The following is a 13,818-nucleotide window of genomic DNA, read 5'->3' on the forward strand; positions in this document are numbered from 1 at the left end:
GTACTGCAGAGCACCCCCGCCCCCGGCAACGGCTCGCACCACGGCCTGTGACTGCCGAAGGACCAGTTCGTCAGCGGCGAACACCTCTGGCTGCAACTCGCCAGCGTGCACAACCAGGCCATCCTGCCGCTCCCCGAGCCCAACCTCGGCACCTCGATGGTCACGCGCTACCCGCTGAAAATGGCCTGATCGGCGAAAGTGCGAGACGGGTCACGCCGCCCATCGGCCAAGCGCACAGTTTCGTCCGCGCGTCCTCCTTATAATTCCCCGCACTAACCGTACGAACGTACCGCTATCAGCCTGGAAATATCGCCCAATGTCCCAGAACCAAGACAAGCTGATCGGCCCCGTGCCTTCCCGCATCGTCGAGGCGGCTCGCCTGATCGTCACCCCCTATGAAGGGCGGGTCGCCGAGTTCAACGTCGCCTCCTGGCTGCAACTGCCAGGCTTGGCCAACCTGCCGGTGTCGCTGCTGATCAACTACCGCGACGGCGAAATCCGCCGCGAAGTCTCGGTGGACCACGGCAAGGTCAACGCCCACGGCAAGATCCTGCTCTCGGGCATCGCCCGCATGACGGTCAAGCACAAGATCGAAGACATGCAGGTCCGCCTGAGATCGGCGGTGCCCGTCCAGGGCCTGCTGGTGGAAGAGCTTTTCGTGCAGGCCGTCGAGCAGGCCGGAGCGGACAGCCGCCAAGCCCTCGCCTGAGAACGCCAGGCTGCAACGAAAAACCCCGCGCCAGTCGCGGGGTTTTTCATTGGCGTTCGGCTCAGGCGCGCGCGGCGCCGTTGCTCGGAGTGGGCGGCTCCTGGTCCTCGTCCCGACGAGCTTCGGGCACGGGGGTGGGCGGCACCAGGGATTCGGGCCATTGCGAGAACTGCAGGCCGGTGATCCGGTTCAGACGCTCGAGCGCCTCCTGAGGATCACGCTCATGAAGATGGACGACTTTGCCCTTGGCCTTGCTCATAGAACACTTACTTCCTTGGCTAATCCCTGTCTGATAGCAGAGTGACAGCAGACTTTGCCTGAGATTGCCAGAAACGTGCCACATTCTGCTAGCAGCGCCATCGGGCCCTGGCAGCGGCCCAGTTGGCGGGGAGCCGCTGGCAATGTGCCGCAAACTGCCTTTTTTTGTCACTCGACCGCAGGGCGCAGCCAGCCGGCCAGGCTGCCGTCGAACAGGGCCTGCTGCTCCTGGTGCAACGCCTCCAGCGCGGCCTTCAGCGGTGGGTACCAGGCCTCGTCCAGATGCGCCGGCAGTTGCGATGAGCGCGGCAACGGCCAGGGGCAATGGCTGAGCAACTGGTGCAGGCTGTAGTTGTTCAGGTCCCGCGACAGCACCCAGGAGCCACCTCCCACACGGCACGCCAGGTGCTGGCTTTCGAGCAGCTCCATCAGCTCCAGCCACTCATCTTCCGGCAGCAGCCAGCCGGCACGTTGTGCATCCAGATGCCGCGTGGGCAGGCCCCGCTGCTGGCGGTCGTGCATGACCCGCAGCACGCCCATCAGCACCAGCAGGCGCGGCATCGCCTGGCGCCGCCAATGGCGCGAACTGGTGAGGTTGCATACCAGCTCAGCGCCGAACAGCACGATGAGCCAGGACACATAGATCCACAGCAGGAACAGCGGCACCGTGGCGAAGGCACCATAGATCAGCTGGTAGCCCGGGAAGAAGCTCACGTAGAGACCGAACAGCGCCTTCGCCGACTCGAACAGCAGCGCGGTGAAAGCACCGCCGGTCAACGCATGGCGCAGCGGTACGCGGGCATTGGGCACCGCCGCGTAGAGCAACGTGAAGGCCGCGACGTTGAACAGCAGCGGCGTGAAGCCGAGGAGGATGCGGGTGCCGGCGATCTCGTTGAGGCTGGAAAGCATCGACAGCGAGGTGATGTAGGTGCTCACCGCGAACCCCGTCCCCAAGAGCAGCGGCCCCAGGCTGAGAATGGCCCAGTACAGGAGGAAGCTGGAAACCCCGCGCCGCGGCTGGCGCACCCGCCAGATGGTGTTGAAGGCCTTCTCGATGGTCACCAGCATGGTGAAGGCCGTCACCGCCAGCAGCGCCACGCCCACCCAGGTCAGGTGCCGCGCCTGCAGGGTGAAGCCCTGCAGGTACTCCTGCACCGCCTCGCCGGTCGATGGTACGAAGTTGTGGAAGATGAAACGCTGGATCTGCTCGCCCATGCCCTGGAAGGCCGGGATCGCCGAGAGCATGGTGAAGGTCACCGTCATGATCGGCACCACGGCGAACAGACTGGTATAGGTCAGCGCTGCAGCGCTGTTGAAACCGTGGTCGCTGATGAAGCGATGCAACAGGAAGCGCCAGAACTCTTCCAGGTCTTTGATGCGTTGGCGCATTCCATCTCCTTAATGCTGGGTGCCCTGTCCGCCGGCCGACTCGACACGCAAGGTTCAGGCCTGCGCCCGGACGCGGTTAGAATAGCCGCCTCCCACAAGGCCTTGCGACCCCCGCCATGACCGAAATGACGCTGTATCACAATCCCCGCTGCTCGAAATCCCGCAGCGCCCTGGAACTGCTCGAGGCGCGAGGCCACTCGCCGCATATCGTGCGCTACCTGGAAACCCCGCCCGGCGTCACCGAGATCGAGACCCTGCTGCGCCGCCTCGGCATCGGCGCACGCCAATTGCTGCGCACTGGCGAGGACGAATACAAGAACCTCGGCCTGGACGACGCCGGCCTCGATGACGCTGCACTGGTCGCCGCCATGCACGCCCACCCCAAGCTGATCGAGCGCCCGATCCTGGTGGTCGGCGAGAAGGCCGTGATCGGTCGCCCACCGGAGAAGGTCCTGGAGATCCTGCCTTGAGCACGCCCTACATCCTGGTTCTCTACTACAGCCGCCATGGCGCCACCGAACAGATGGCCCGGCAGATCGCCCGTGGCGTGGAGCTGGGCGGTATGGAGGCGCGCCTGCGCACCGTGCCCGCCGTCTCCAGCGAATGCGAGGCGGTGGCCAGCGACATCCCCGCCGACGGCCCGCTCTACGCCAGCCTCGACGACCTGAAGAACTGCGCCGGCCTCGCGCTCGGCAGCCCGACGCGCTTCGGCAACATGGCCGCGCCGATGAAGTATTTCCTCGACGGCACCAGCAGCCTCTGGCTCAGTGGCGAACTGGTCGGCAAGCCGGCCGGCGTCTTCACCTCCACCGCCAGCCTGCATGGCGGGCAGGAGACCACCCTGCTGTCCATGCTCCTGCCGCTGCTGCACCACGGCATGCTGGTCACCGGCCTGCCCTACAGTGAACCGGCCCTTCTATCCACCAGCGGCGGCGGCACCCCCTACGGCCCCAGCCACTACGCCGGTGCCGACGGCAAGCGCGCCCTCGACGAACACGAAACCACCCTTTGCCGCGCCCTGGGCCAACGCCTGGCCACGACGGCGATCCGCCTGGAGAAGCCCCGTGGCTAAAAAACCCAAAGTGCTCCCCGAACTGGCGTGGCTCGCCCCGCGCCTGGCCATCAGCCGGGCCCTCAGCCTCATCGCCTTCTTCGGCCTGGCCTTGCTGCTGGTGGTCTGGACCCTGGTGTACGCCGAACTCAACGGCGCCCGTCCCTGGGTGGTACTGAGCATCGAGCTGCTGCCGCTGGCGCTGCTGGCGCCGGGCATGGTCCTCGGCAACGCACGTGCGCATGCCTGGGCCTGCTTCGTGATCAACCTGTACTTCATCCAGGGCGTGCTGGCGGCCACCGACCCCAACCGCGCGCTGTTCGGCTGGCTGATGGGCGGGCTGAGCCTGCTGCTGTTCTGCGCCGCGCTGCTCTACACGCGCTGGCGCTTCCAGTACAACCGCAAGCTGGCCGGGGAAAGCTGAAGGGAAATGCGAAACGGCGCGGCCAAGGGCCGCGCCGGGCTCACCAGCCCAGGGTTTCCTTGAGGAAGGGGATGGTGAGCTTGCGCTGGGCCTGCAGGGAGGCCTGATCGAGACGTTCGAGCAACTCGAACAGGGCACTCATGCTGCGCGACCCGCGGGTGAGGATGAAACGCCCGACCTCGTCGGTCAGGTGCAGGCCACGGCGCGAAGCACGCAGTTGCAGGGCGCGCAGCTTGTCCTCGTCGGACAGTGACTGCAACTGGAAGATCAGCGCCAGGGTCAGGCGTGATTTCAAATCCGGCAGCTTCACCGGCAAGCCGCGCGGTGCGGTGTTGGCCGCCAGCAGCAGCTTGCGCCCCGAATCACGCAGGCGGTTGAAGAGGTGGAACAGCGCCTCCTCCCAGTCCGCGCGTCCGGCTACCGCATCCAGGTCATCGAGGCAGACCAGTTCGCACTGCTCCAGGTTGTCGAGGATCGCCGTCCCGTATTGCGCCAGTTCCGCCAGCGGCAGGTAGACCGCCTGCTCGCCCCGCTGTTCGAAGCGCAGGCAGGCCGCCTGCTGCAGGTGGCTGCGACCGACACCCTCCCCACCCCAGAGGTAGATCAGGCTTTCGGTCCAACCGGCATCGGCCTCGCAGAGGCGCTCGACATAGCCGAGTGCCGCGGCGTTGGCGCCGGGGTAGTAGTTGGCAAAGGTCGCGTCGTCACGCAGGCGGATGCCGAGGGGAAGCTGAATGGGTTTCATGCCGAGTCGCTGGGTTCGTCGGAACCGCTGCCGGTCTCTCCGTAAAGTTGGGAAAGTTTATAGAAATCATGCGCATGGCGCAGCAAAACCATGATCACGGCGGCAACCGGCAGTGCCAGCAACACGCCGGTGAAACCGAACAGCTGGCCGCCGGCGAGGATGGCGAAGATCACCGCCACCGGGTGCAGGCCGATGCGATCGCCCACCAGCAACGGGGTCAGCAGCATGCCCTCGAGCAACTGGCCGACGCCGAAGACCACCGCGACGCCGATCAGCGGGTACAGGTCGAAGCCGCTGTACTGGAACAGCGCGGCTGCCACGGCGGCGCCGAAGCCGACCACGAAGCCCATGTAGGGGACGATGCTGGCGAGCCCGGCGAGCAGGCCGATCAGCAGCCCGAGATCGAGCCCGATGGACATCAGGCCTACGGCATAGATGGTCCCCAGCGCCAGCATCACCAGCAACTGGCCACGGATGAAGGCGCCGAGCACCTCGTGGCACTCACCGGCGAGCTTCACCACCAACCCCTCGCGGGCACGCGGCAGCAGCCCGCGGAGCTTGGCGACCATCAGGTCCCAGTCGCGCAGCAGGTAGAAGCCGACCACCGGGATCAACAGCAGGTTGCCGACCCAACCCACCAGCGCCAGGCCCGAGGCGGTGGCGCTGGCCAGCAGCACGCCCACCACGTCGGTGGTCTGGCCCAGGTGGCCGCTGATCACTTCCTTGAGCTTGTCGAAGCGCCAGAAGCCCTGCGGCAGGCCCAGCTTGGCCTGCACCCAGGGCAGCGCGCTGTTCTGCAACCAGTCGAGCATCTGCGGCGCCAGCTCGTAGAGGCGCACCAGCTGACGGCCGAGCATGGGCACCAGCACCAGCAGCAGGGCGAGGAGGATCAGGCTGAACAGGGTGAACACCGCCACCACGCCCCAGGTGCGCGACAGGCCCAGGCGCTCGAGGCGATCCACCAGCGGATCGCCCAGGTACGCCAGGAGCATGCCGATCAGGAAGGGGGACAGGATCGGGTGCAGCAGGTACAGCAGCCAGCACAGGAGCAGGACGCCCCCCAGCCAGAGCCAGCGACGCGAATCGGTCATGGAGAAACCTCAGCCTTGAGTTGCGGGAGCGGCCGTCCGGGCCCTCACCAATGGAATCGCAATACCGGGTCGCGCGGCTGCACCTGCGGCGCCCCCGGGGTGGCCGGAGCCTGGCCGGCATCCACCGGAGCGGCTTCGGGAGCGGACTCCTGCAGGCCGCTCAGGGCCAGCTGGGCACGCAGCTGCTCGCTGCTGGCGTTGATCTGGTAGCGCAGCAGGTCGCCCTCGACCTGCACCAGGCGGGCGCCGAAAGGCTCCAGCGCGCGGGACAGTTCGGCGTAGCGCGCGAGATCGGCGCCCTTCACTTCCAGGACCTGGCTCTGGCCGACACCCGCCGCCACGACGAAGCGCGGCGCCAGGCGCTGGCTCACGGCGAGCAGCACGGCATCGGCGACGGCGGCCTGGTCGGCACCCTCGACGCTGCCCTGGTCGCGGTTGTCGCCCAGCCACAGGTGCCACTGGGCCTTCCACTTGCCATCGGCCTCGCTGGCCAGCACGGCGAGCAGGGCGTCGGCGGAATAACGCTCGGAGGCCGGGCGCAGCGCCTCGGGGTCGGTCGCCACCAGGGTCTCGGGCGTGGCCACCAGTTGTTCGCTGAGATCCGCCAGCGGCAAGCGCAGGGGCAGGCCGCGGTGCTGGGCGGCGTCACGCAGCGGCTTGGCCGCCTCCTGGGCATCCCCCACCAGGCTCGCGCCGTCGCTGCCCTGGTTCAGCCACCAGGCGAGGATCGCCGGGCGATTGGCGCCCCACAGCGGAACGCCGGCCTGGCGCAGGGTGCGCTCGGTGGTCACCGGGTCGAAGTCCACCAGCAGGGACTGGCCCTCGTAGCCGAACTGGCTGATCAATTGCTGGGGATTCTTGCGCGCCTCGGCCAGGGCCGGGTTATCCAGCGCCTTGGCATCGCCCGCGAGACGGATGACCAGGGTCTCCAGCGCGCGGTTCAGGGCCTGGTCACGCTCGGCCGGCTGCTGCGAGGCGACGGGTTCGCGCACCTGGTAGAGGCCACCGACCGTTTCGGCGAAGGCCGGCAGGCTGGACAACGGCAGGCAGACCATGAGCAGGCGGGCGATCAGGCGCATTGGGACTCTCGACATTCTGTTGGACGGCGGCTGGCCGCGAGTGAAGGGCTATACCTTAAACAGGCCCAACCTCACCGGCAACGGGCCGGATACCGGGCGAGCACTTATTTGAACGCTTTTCGCCAACACCGACCGCTGCCGATGGCCGCTGTGGGTCAAGCCTGATAAAATCGCGCGCCTTCGCAAACCGGCAGCCAGACGTGCCGGTCGATCCTCGAATTTCCCCTATAGGCCTGGATTTATGAGCAAGCAACCCTCCCTGAGCTACAAGGACGCTGGTGTGGACATCGACGCGGGCGAAGCCCTGGTCGAACGCATCAAAGGCGTGGCCAAGCGCACCGCGCGCCCTGAAGTGATGGGCGGCCTGGGTGGCTTCGGCGCCCTCTGCGAAATCCCGGCCGGCTACAAGCAGCCCGTGCTGGTCTCCGGCACCGACGGCGTCGGCACCAAGCTGCGCCTGGCGCTGAACCTGAACAGGCACGACAGCATCGGCCAGGACCTGGTCGCCATGTGCGTGAACGACCTGGTCGTCTGTGGCGCCGAGCCGCTGTTCTTCCTCGACTACTACGCCACCGGCAAGCTCAACGTCGACGTGGCCGCCACCGTGGTCACCGGCATCGGTGCCGGCTGCGAACTGGCCGGCTGCTCGCTGGTGGGCGGCGAGACCGCCGAGATGCCCGGCATGTACGAAGGCGAAGACTACGACCTGGCCGGCTTCTGCGTCGGCGTCGTGGAAAAGGCCGAGATCATCGACGGCTCCAAGGTCGCCACCGGTGACACCCTGATCGCCCTGCCCTCCTCCGGCCCGCACTCCAACGGCTACTCGCTGATCCGCAAGATCATCGAAGTCAGCGGTGCCGACATCGAGAACGTGCAGCTCGACGGCAAGCCCCTGGCCGACCTGCTGATGGCGCCGACCCGCATCTACGTGAAACCGCTGCTCAAGCTGATCAAGGACACCGGCGCGGTTAAGGCCATGGCCCACATCACCGGCGGCGGCCTGACCGAGAACATCCCGCGCGTCCTGCCCGAAGGCGCCCAGGCGGTGATCGACGTCGCCAGCTGGACCCGCCCGACCGTGTTCGACTGGCTGCAGGAGAAAGGCAACGTCGACGAGCGCGAGATGCACCGCGTACTCAACTGCGGCGTCGGCATGGTCATCTGCATCGCCCCCGAGCAGGTCGACGTGGCCCTGGAAACCCTGCGCGCCGCCGGCGAGCAGCCCTGGGTCATCGGCCAGATCGCCGCAGGCGCCGAAGGCAGCGAACGCGTCGTCCTGAACAACCTGAAAAGCCACTGATGTCCGACCGCTGTGATGTGGTGGTGCTGATCTCCGGTTCCGGCAGCAACCTCCAGGCCCTGATCGACAGCAGCTCCAACGCCGACAGCCCGGCACGCATCCGCGCGGTGATATCCAACCGCGCCGATGCCTACGGGCTGGAACGCGCCCGCCAGGCGGGGATCGCCACCCAGGTGCTCGACCACACCCAGTACGCAGGCCGCGAAGCCTTCGATGCGGCGCTAATCGAGGCCATCGACGCCCATGCGCCACGCCTGGTGCTGCTGGCGGGCTTCATGCGCATCCTCACCCCCGGCTTCGTGCGCCACTACCAGGGGCGCCTGCTCAATATCCACCCGTCCCTGCTGCCCCTGCACAAGGGCCTGCACACCCACCAGCGTGCGCTGGAAGCCGGCGATGCGGAGCACGGCTGCAGCGTGCATTTCGTCACCGAGGAACTCGACGGAGGCCCTCTGGTCGTACAGGCGGTAATCCCGGTAGAGTCTGGCGATACGCCGGAAAGCCTGGCCAGACGGGTGCATGCCGAGGAACACCGTATCTACCCGCTGGCCATGCGCTGGTTCGCCGAAGGTCGCCTGAGCCTGGGCGAGCAAGGCGCGCTACTGGATGGCCAAGCGCTGCCCCCCTGCGGGCAGCAACTGCGTAACTAGGAGATTTTGCCGATGCGTCGTGCCCTGTTGTTGCTCCTCGCCCTGTTCACCCTGCCGGTCACGGCGGCCGAGCTGAAGCCCTTCGAGGCCAGCTACACCGCCGACTGGAAGACGATGCCCATCAGCGGCACCGCCGGGCGCAGCCTGAAGAAACTGGACGATGGCCGCTGGCAGCTGGATTTCGAGGCCTCCATGCTGGTGGCCAGCCTCACCGAAACGAGCGTGTTCCGCCTGGAGAACAATGCCTTCCTGCCCCAGACCTACCGCTTCAACCGCAGCGGACTGGGCAAGAGCAAGCAGATCGAGCTGGATTTCGACTGGGGCGAGAAGCAGGTGATCGGCACCGATCGCGGCAATCAGGTACGCGTACCGCTCAACCGTGGCCTGGTGGACAAGTCCACCTACCAGTTGGTGCTCCAGCACGACGTCGCCGCCGGCAAGAAGAGCATGAGCTACCAGGTGATCGACGGCGACGAGGTCGAGACCTACGACTTCCGCGTGCTCGGCGAGGAGAAGGTGGAAACCAAGGCCGGCACGGTCGATGCCATCAAGGTCGAGCGCGTGCGCGATCCCACCCAGAGCAACCGCAAGACCATGCTCTGGTTCGCCAAGGACTGGGGTTACCTGCTGGTGCGCCTGAACCAGGTGGAGAAGGACGGCAAGGAATACCAGATCATGCTCAAGGACGGCACGGTCGATGGTCGCAAGGTCGAAGGCGCCCAGTAAGGCGCAAGCGACACCGGGAAGCCGGGCCGATGCCCGGCTTTTTCATGCCCTTAAAAAGGTGGACTGGCAGCGTGCTGGCGGGGGTATAGGATGATCGGAACCCTGGATCGAGACTCCCGCCCGAGGAGACCGAGATGAGCCACTACCTGCCCCTGTCCTGCGAGCTCTACGACTTCATCGAGATCGCCTGCATGCACCGCTACCAGTTGCTGATCGAGCTGGACGACGGCGCCAGCCTCGAAGCCCGTGCGGTGAGTACCGAGACCACGCCGACGAAGGAAGAGTTCTTCATCGTCCAGGGCGAAGGCGGTCGCGAGCGCCTGCGCCTGGACCACATCGCCGCCATCACCCCGCTGACCGAAGGCGCGAGCTTCGGTCGGGTACTGCTGGGCAACCAGATCTGCTGATAGGCCGCCTCCCGGGCTGAAGCCCGGGCTACGGAAAGCGGACTCATTCCCGCCCCCACCTCACCTGACGCCCATGAAAAAGCCGGGCATCGCCCGGCTTCCTTCATACCCGTCCCGCACTCACCACATCAGGTCGTCCGGCACCTTGTAGGCAGCGTAGGGATCGTCCGCATCCGCTTCCTCGGTGGGGGTGTTGAGCAGCAGGATGCGGCGCGGATCGCGCTCCTGGATACGCAGCGCCGCGTCACGCGGGATGATCTCGTAGCCGCCGCCGTGCTGGACGATGGCCAGGGAGCCACGGCTGAGCTTGTCGCGGACCATGTCGTTGACGGCGATGCGCTTGACCTTCTTGTCGTCGACGAAGTTGTAGTAGTCCTCGGTGGTCAGCTTGGGCAGGCGCGAACTCTCGATGAGCTGCTTGATCTGCGCCGACCGGGCCTTCTGCTCGGCCTTCTCCTGCTGCTGGCGGTTCAGCTCCTGGTCCCGGGCGACCTTCTCGGCCTGGGCCTTGAGAGCGGCCTGGCGCTGGGAATCGTCCTTCTCGACCTGGTTCTTCTTCTCCAGGCGCTGCTGCTTCTGCTGTTGCTTGCCGGCCTGCTTGACCTGCTTTTCATTGACCAGCCCGGCTTTCAGCAGTTGGTCACGGAGGGAAAGGCTCATGGGTAATTCAGTCTCTCTGCTTAGCAGCCAAGGGCGGCTTTTTCCTGTTTCTTGGCTTCGCCCCACAGGGCATCCAGTTCGTCCAGGGTGCAATCTTCAATGGGACGACCCGCTTCGCGCAATGCCTGTTCGATGAATCGGAAGCGCCGCTCGAATTTGCCGTTGGCCGAGCGCAGGGCGGTTTCCGGGTCCACCTTCAGGTGGCGCGCCAGGTTGACCACCACGAACAGCAGGTCGCCGATCTCCTCGGCCACGGCAGCAGGGTCGTTGTCGGCCATCGCTTCCAGCACCTCGTCCAGTTCCTCGCGCACCTTGTCCACCACCGGCAGCGCCTCGGGCCAGTCGAAACCGACCTGGGCGGCACGCTTCTGCAGCTTGGCGGCACGGCTCAGGGCAGGCAGCACGGCAGGCACGTCATCCAGCAGGGACAACTGCTCGGGCGCTGCGGCCTTCTCCGCGCGCTCCTCGGCCTTGATCTCCTCCCAGCGCTGCTTGATGGCGGCCTCTTCCAGGCGCGCCATGTCCGGCGCGCCGTACAGGTCGCCATCGGGGAACACGTGAGGGTGGCGGCGCACCAGCTTGCGGGTGATGGCATCGACCACGGTGGCGAACTCGAAGCGGCCCTCCTCCCGCGCCAGCTGGCTGTAGTAGACGACCTGGAACAGCAGGTCGCCCAGCTCGCCCGGCAACTGCTCGAAATCGCCACGCTCGATGGCGTCGGCCACCTCGTAGGCTTCCTCGAGGGTGTGCGGAACGATGGTCGCGTAGTCCTGCTTCAGGTCCCAGGGGCAACCGTACTGCGGGTCACGCAGCCGGGCCATCAGGTGCAGCAGGTCGTCGAGTCGGTACATGGCGAAATCCTGTGAATGCCCACGGTGTTCTGAGCGTGACGAGCGAAGGACTGGCTAGGCGGAATGGGGCCAGAAAAGCGGAGTTGGCTATTGCCAATGAGCATTTTCCGACCCCGTTCCAACAACGCCAGGCCGAGCGCAGTAGTTCAGGCAGCGCGATTGCGGCGGGCTTCGATGATATTGGGCAGCTGCGAGATTCGCGCCAGCAGGCGCCCCAGCGCATCCAGCCCGGGAATCTCGATGGTCAGCAGCATGGAGGCGGTGTTGTCCTCCTTGTTCGAGCGGGTGTTCACCGCCAGCACGTTGATGCGCTCGTTGAGCAGCACCTGGGAGACGTCGCGCAGCAGGCCGGAACGGTCGTACGCCTTGATGACGATATCCACCGGGTAGGTCTGCACCGGCACCGGGCCCCAACTGACCTGGATCATCCGCTCCGGCTCGCGACCGGCCAGCTGCAGCGCCGAGGCGCAATCCTGGCGGTGGATGCTGACGCCGCGACCGAGGGTGATGTAGCCGACGATCGGGTCGCCCGGCAGCGGCTGGCAGCAGCCGGCCATCTGCGTGAGCAGGTTGCCGACGCCCTGGATCTGCACGTCGCCACGCTTGCCCGGCTTGTGCTGGCCGGCGACGCGACGGGGGATCAGCTCCAGCTGTTCGCTGCTGCCACGCTCCGGCTCCACCAGTTGCTGCGCGCAATTGACCACATGGGCCAGGCGCAGGTCTCCGGCGCCCAGGGCGGCATGCATGTCCTCGGCGGTACGCAGATTGCACTTCTCGGCGAGTTTCTCGAAATCCACCGGCGGCAGCGCCAGGCGGGCCAGCTCGCGCTCGAGCATGGCCTTGCCGGCGGCGACGTTCTGGTCGCGCGCCTGCAGCTTGAACCAGTGGACGATCTTCGCCCGCGCCCGTGAGGTAGTGATGTAGCCCAGGTTGGGGTTGAGCCAGTCACGGCTGGGCGACCCCTGCTTGCCGGTGATGATCTCCACCTGCTCGCCGGTCTGCAGGCTGTAGTTCAGCGGCACGATGCGCCCGTTGATCTTGGCGCCCCGGCAGTTGTGGCCGATCTCGGTGTGCACGCGGTAGGCGAAGTCCAGCGGCGTCGCGCCCTTGGGCAGGTCGATAGCGTGGCCATCGGGGGTGAAGACGTAGACGCGGTCGGGCTCGATATCCACCCGCAGCTGCTCGGCCAGCCCGCCGATGTCGCCCAGCTCCTCGTGCCACTCCAGCACCTGGCGCAGCCAGGAGATCTTCTCTTCGTAGTGGTTGGAGCTGGATTTGACGTCGGTGCCCTTGTAGCGCCAGTGGGCGCAGACGCCGAGCTCGGCCTCCTCGTGCATGGCGTGGGTGCGGATCTGCACCTCCAGCACCTTGCCGTCCGGGCCGATCACCGCCGTGTGCAGGGAGCGGTAGCCGTTCTCCTTGGGGTTGGCGATGTAGTCGTCGAATTCCTTGGGGATGTGGCGCCACAGGGTGTGCACGATACCGAGCGCGGTGTAGCAGTCGCGCACCTCCGGTACCAGCACGCGCACGGCGCGCACGTCGTAGATCTGGCTGAACTGCAGGCCCTTGCGCTGCATCTTCCGCCAGATGGAATAGATGTGCTTGGCACGACCGCTGATGTCGGACTTGATGCCCGTGGCGGCCAGTTCCTCGCGCAGCTGGTTCATCACATCGGCGATGTACTGCTCGCGATCCAGGCGGCGCTCATGCAGCAGCTTGGCGATCTGCTTGTACTGGTCAGGCTCCAGGTAGCGGAAGGACAGGTCCTCCAGCTCCCACTTGATATGGCCGATGCCCAGGCGATGGGCCAGGGGCGCGTAGATGTCGAAGACCTCGCGGGCGACGCGGTGGCGCTTCTCGTCGTCGGCGTTCTTCACCTCGCGGATGGCGCAGGTCCGTTCGGCCAGCTTGATCAGCGCGACACGCACGTCGTCGACCATGGCCACCAGCATCTTGCGCAGGTTCTCCACCTGGGCCTGGGTGCCCAGCACCAGGGAATGGCGGGGGTTGAGGCTGGCGCTGATCGCGGCCATGCGCAGCACGCCCTCGATCAGCTTGGCCACCACCGGGCCGAAGCGCTGGTTGACGTCGGCGAGCTGGATCTTGCCCTCGCGCACGCCGCGGTAGATGACCGCCGCCACCAGGGACTCCTGGTCCAGCTTGAGGTCGGCGAGGATCTCGGCGATCTCCAGGCCGGTCTGGAAACTGGAGGTGCCCTCGGCCCAGAGGTTCTGCGCGGCGTTGGCCTGCTGCTCGGAGTCCCGGGCGAATTCGCAGGCCTGTTTCAGCACCTCGCGGTCCAGCACCGGATCGAGACTGAGGACATGGTCCAGCCACGCCTCGAGGTTGATACTGCCGTCGGTGTTGACCGGCTGTTGCGCTCTGACCTGTACCATCTTGCCTTACCTTCCCTACGACGTACGCCCGTCACGCCGAATGTTCGCCAGCCTCTCTGGGCCAGTCGGATTACGCGAGCAT

At 66.4% G+C, this 13,818-nt stretch carries 16 protein-coding genes; 8 read left to right on the top strand and 8 right to left on the bottom strand.

Annotated features, from left to right (window positions below; genetic code table 11):
• Positions 1-316 precede the first annotated feature (316 nt).
• Positions 317-709, top strand: a complete 393-nt coding sequence (locus tag DMX10_RS14355) for a hypothetical protein (RefSeq protein WP_111261706.1) — start codon at positions 317-319, stop codon at positions 707-709.
• Positions 710-770: 61 nt separating this feature from the next.
• Here the strand turns inward: DMX10_RS14355 and DMX10_RS33615 are convergent, their stop codons facing one another.
• Both DMX10_RS33615 and DMX10_RS14365 read right to left on the bottom strand, forming a co-directional pair.
• Positions 771-968, bottom strand: coding sequence for a hypothetical protein (locus DMX10_RS33615; protein WP_111261707.1), 198 nt, complete (start codon positions 966-968; stop codon positions 771-773).
• A gap of 167 nt (positions 969-1,135) precedes the next feature.
• Complete coding sequence (locus tag DMX10_RS14365; protein ID WP_111261708.1) at positions 1,136-2,356, bottom strand: YihY family inner membrane protein; 1,221 nt, start codon at positions 2,354-2,356, stop codon at positions 1,136-1,138.
• 116 nt (positions 2,357-2,472) lie between these two features.
• On the opposite strand from DMX10_RS14365, the gene arsC reads away from it, so the two are divergent.
• From arsC to DMX10_RS14380, 3 genes are read left to right on the top strand one after another with little or no spacing between them, the layout of a single operon-like run.
• Positions 2,473-2,826, top strand: coding sequence for an arsenate reductase (glutaredoxin) (gene arsC, locus DMX10_RS14370; protein WP_111261709.1), 354 nt, complete (start codon positions 2,473-2,475; stop codon positions 2,824-2,826).
• On the top strand, positions 2,823-3,428 hold the full coding sequence (gene wrbA, locus DMX10_RS14375; protein ID WP_111261710.1) for an NAD(P)H:quinone oxidoreductase: 606 nt from the start codon (positions 2,823-2,825) through the stop codon (positions 3,426-3,428). The genes arsC and wrbA overlap by 4 nt, the downstream gene beginning before the upstream one ends.
• Positions 3,421-3,831, top strand: a complete 411-nt coding sequence (locus DMX10_RS14380; RefSeq protein WP_111261711.1) for a DUF2069 domain-containing protein — start codon at positions 3,421-3,423, stop codon at positions 3,829-3,831. Before wrbA ends, DMX10_RS14380 begins: the two co-directional genes overlap by 8 nt.
• Before the next feature lie 40 nt (positions 3,832-3,871).
• Here DMX10_RS14380 and hda read toward each other — a convergent pair whose 3' ends face one another.
• The 3 genes from hda to DMX10_RS14395 are packed head-to-tail and all read right to left on the bottom strand — an operon-like array spanning position 3,872 to position 6,746.
• Positions 3,872-4,576 (bottom strand): DnaA regulatory inactivator Hda, encoded by a 705-nt coding sequence (hda, locus tag DMX10_RS14385; RefSeq protein ID WP_111261712.1) that lies wholly within the window; start codon positions 4,574-4,576, stop codon positions 3,872-3,874.
• A complete protein-coding gene (locus tag DMX10_RS14390) occupies positions 4,573-5,667 on the bottom strand; it encodes an AI-2E family transporter (RefSeq protein WP_111261713.1) in 1,095 nt (364 codons plus the stop codon). Before DMX10_RS14390 ends, hda begins: the two co-directional genes overlap by 4 nt.
• A gap of 44 nt (positions 5,668-5,711) precedes the next feature.
• Positions 5,712-6,746 (bottom strand): DUF2066 domain-containing protein, encoded by a 1,035-nt coding sequence (locus DMX10_RS14395; protein WP_111261714.1) that lies wholly within the window; start codon positions 6,744-6,746, stop codon positions 5,712-5,714.
• A gap of 241 nt (positions 6,747-6,987) precedes the next feature.
• Between DMX10_RS14395 and purM the strand changes: the two genes are divergently transcribed.
• From purM to DMX10_RS14420, 4 genes are all read left to right on the top strand, one after another.
• A complete protein-coding gene (gene purM, locus DMX10_RS14405; protein ID WP_111261715.1) occupies positions 6,988-8,046 on the top strand; it encodes a phosphoribosylformylglycinamidine cyclo-ligase in 1,059 nt (352 codons plus the stop codon).
• The gene (gene purN, locus DMX10_RS14410; protein ID WP_111261716.1) at positions 8,046-8,696 is read left to right on the top strand and encodes a phosphoribosylglycinamide formyltransferase; all 651 of its coding nucleotides are present in this window, start codon (positions 8,046-8,048) and stop codon (positions 8,694-8,696) included. Before purM ends, purN begins: the two co-directional genes overlap by 1 nt.
• 12 nt (positions 8,697-8,708) lie before the next feature.
• Positions 8,709-9,422, top strand: a complete 714-nt coding sequence (locus DMX10_RS14415) for a DUF3108 domain-containing protein (RefSeq protein WP_111261717.1) — start codon at positions 8,709-8,711, stop codon at positions 9,420-9,422.
• Positions 9,423-9,556: 134 nt separating this feature from the next.
• Complete coding sequence (locus DMX10_RS14420; RefSeq protein WP_111261718.1) at positions 9,557-9,829, top strand: Rho-binding antiterminator; 273 nt, start codon at positions 9,557-9,559, stop codon at positions 9,827-9,829.
• Positions 9,830-9,949: 120 nt separating this feature from the next.
• Here DMX10_RS14420 and DMX10_RS14425 read toward each other — a convergent pair whose 3' ends face one another.
• The 3 genes from DMX10_RS14425 to relA form a co-directional block, all read right to left on the bottom strand.
• Positions 9,950-10,489: a DUF2058 domain-containing protein gene (locus DMX10_RS14425; RefSeq protein ID WP_111261719.1), complete on the bottom strand. Its 540-nt coding sequence runs from the start codon at positions 10,487-10,489 to the stop codon at positions 9,950-9,952.
• A gap of 20 nt (positions 10,490-10,509) precedes the next feature.
• Positions 10,510-11,340: a nucleoside triphosphate pyrophosphohydrolase gene (gene mazG, locus DMX10_RS14430; protein ID WP_111261720.1), complete on the bottom strand. Its 831-nt coding sequence runs from the start codon at positions 11,338-11,340 to the stop codon at positions 10,510-10,512.
• A 146-nt stretch (positions 11,341-11,486) separates the two neighbouring features.
• Positions 11,487-13,736 (bottom strand): GTP diphosphokinase, encoded by a 2,250-nt coding sequence (relA, locus tag DMX10_RS14435; RefSeq protein WP_111261721.1) that lies wholly within the window; start codon positions 13,734-13,736, stop codon positions 11,487-11,489.
• Between the last annotated feature and the right edge of the window lie 82 nt (positions 13,737-13,818).

The organism is Pseudomonas sp. 57B-090624 (genome assembly GCF_003234055.1).
Taxonomy (GTDB): domain Bacteria; phylum Pseudomonadota; class Gammaproteobacteria; order Pseudomonadales; family Pseudomonadaceae; genus Metapseudomonas; species Metapseudomonas tohonis.

Bases quoted from the DNA above. Each gene is read 5' to 3' on its own strand.
- DMX10_RS14355 (WP_111261706.1), top strand. From the start codon at position 317: ATGTCCCAGAACCAAGACAAGCTGATCGGCCCCGTGCCTTCCCGCATC.
- DMX10_RS33615 (WP_111261707.1), bottom strand. From the start codon at position 968: ATGAGCAAGGCCAAGGGCAAAGTCGTCCATCTTCATGAGCGTGATCCT.
- DMX10_RS14365 (WP_111261708.1), bottom strand. From the start codon at position 2,356: ATGCGCCAACGCATCAAAGACCTGGAAGAGTTCTGGCGCTTCCTGTTG.
- arsC (WP_111261709.1), top strand. From the start codon at position 2,473: ATGACCGAAATGACGCTGTATCACAATCCCCGCTGCTCGAAATCCCGC.
- hda (WP_111261712.1), bottom strand. From the start codon at position 4,576: ATGAAACCCATTCAGCTTCCCCTCGGCATCCGCCTGCGTGACGACGCG.
- DMX10_RS14390 (WP_111261713.1), bottom strand. From the start codon at position 5,667: ATGACCGATTCGCGTCGCTGGCTCTGGCTGGGGGGCGTCCTGCTCCTG.
- DMX10_RS14395 (WP_111261714.1), bottom strand. From the start codon at position 6,746: ATGCGCCTGATCGCCCGCCTGCTCATGGTCTGCCTGCCGTTGTCCAGC.
- purM (WP_111261715.1), top strand. From the start codon at position 6,988: ATGAGCAAGCAACCCTCCCTGAGCTACAAGGACGCTGGTGTGGACATC.
- purN (WP_111261716.1), top strand. From the start codon at position 8,046: ATGTCCGACCGCTGTGATGTGGTGGTGCTGATCTCCGGTTCCGGCAGC.
- DMX10_RS14415 (WP_111261717.1), top strand. From the start codon at position 8,709: ATGCGTCGTGCCCTGTTGTTGCTCCTCGCCCTGTTCACCCTGCCGGTC.
- DMX10_RS14420 (WP_111261718.1), top strand. From the start codon at position 9,557: ATGAGCCACTACCTGCCCCTGTCCTGCGAGCTCTACGACTTCATCGAG.
- DMX10_RS14425 (WP_111261719.1), bottom strand. From the start codon at position 10,489: ATGAGCCTTTCCCTCCGTGACCAACTGCTGAAAGCCGGGCTGGTCAAT.
- mazG (WP_111261720.1), bottom strand. From the start codon at position 11,340: ATGTACCGACTCGACGACCTGCTGCACCTGATGGCCCGGCTGCGTGAC.
- relA (WP_111261721.1), bottom strand. From the start codon at position 13,736: ATGGTACAGGTCAGAGCGCAACAGCCGGTCAACACCGACGGCAGTATC.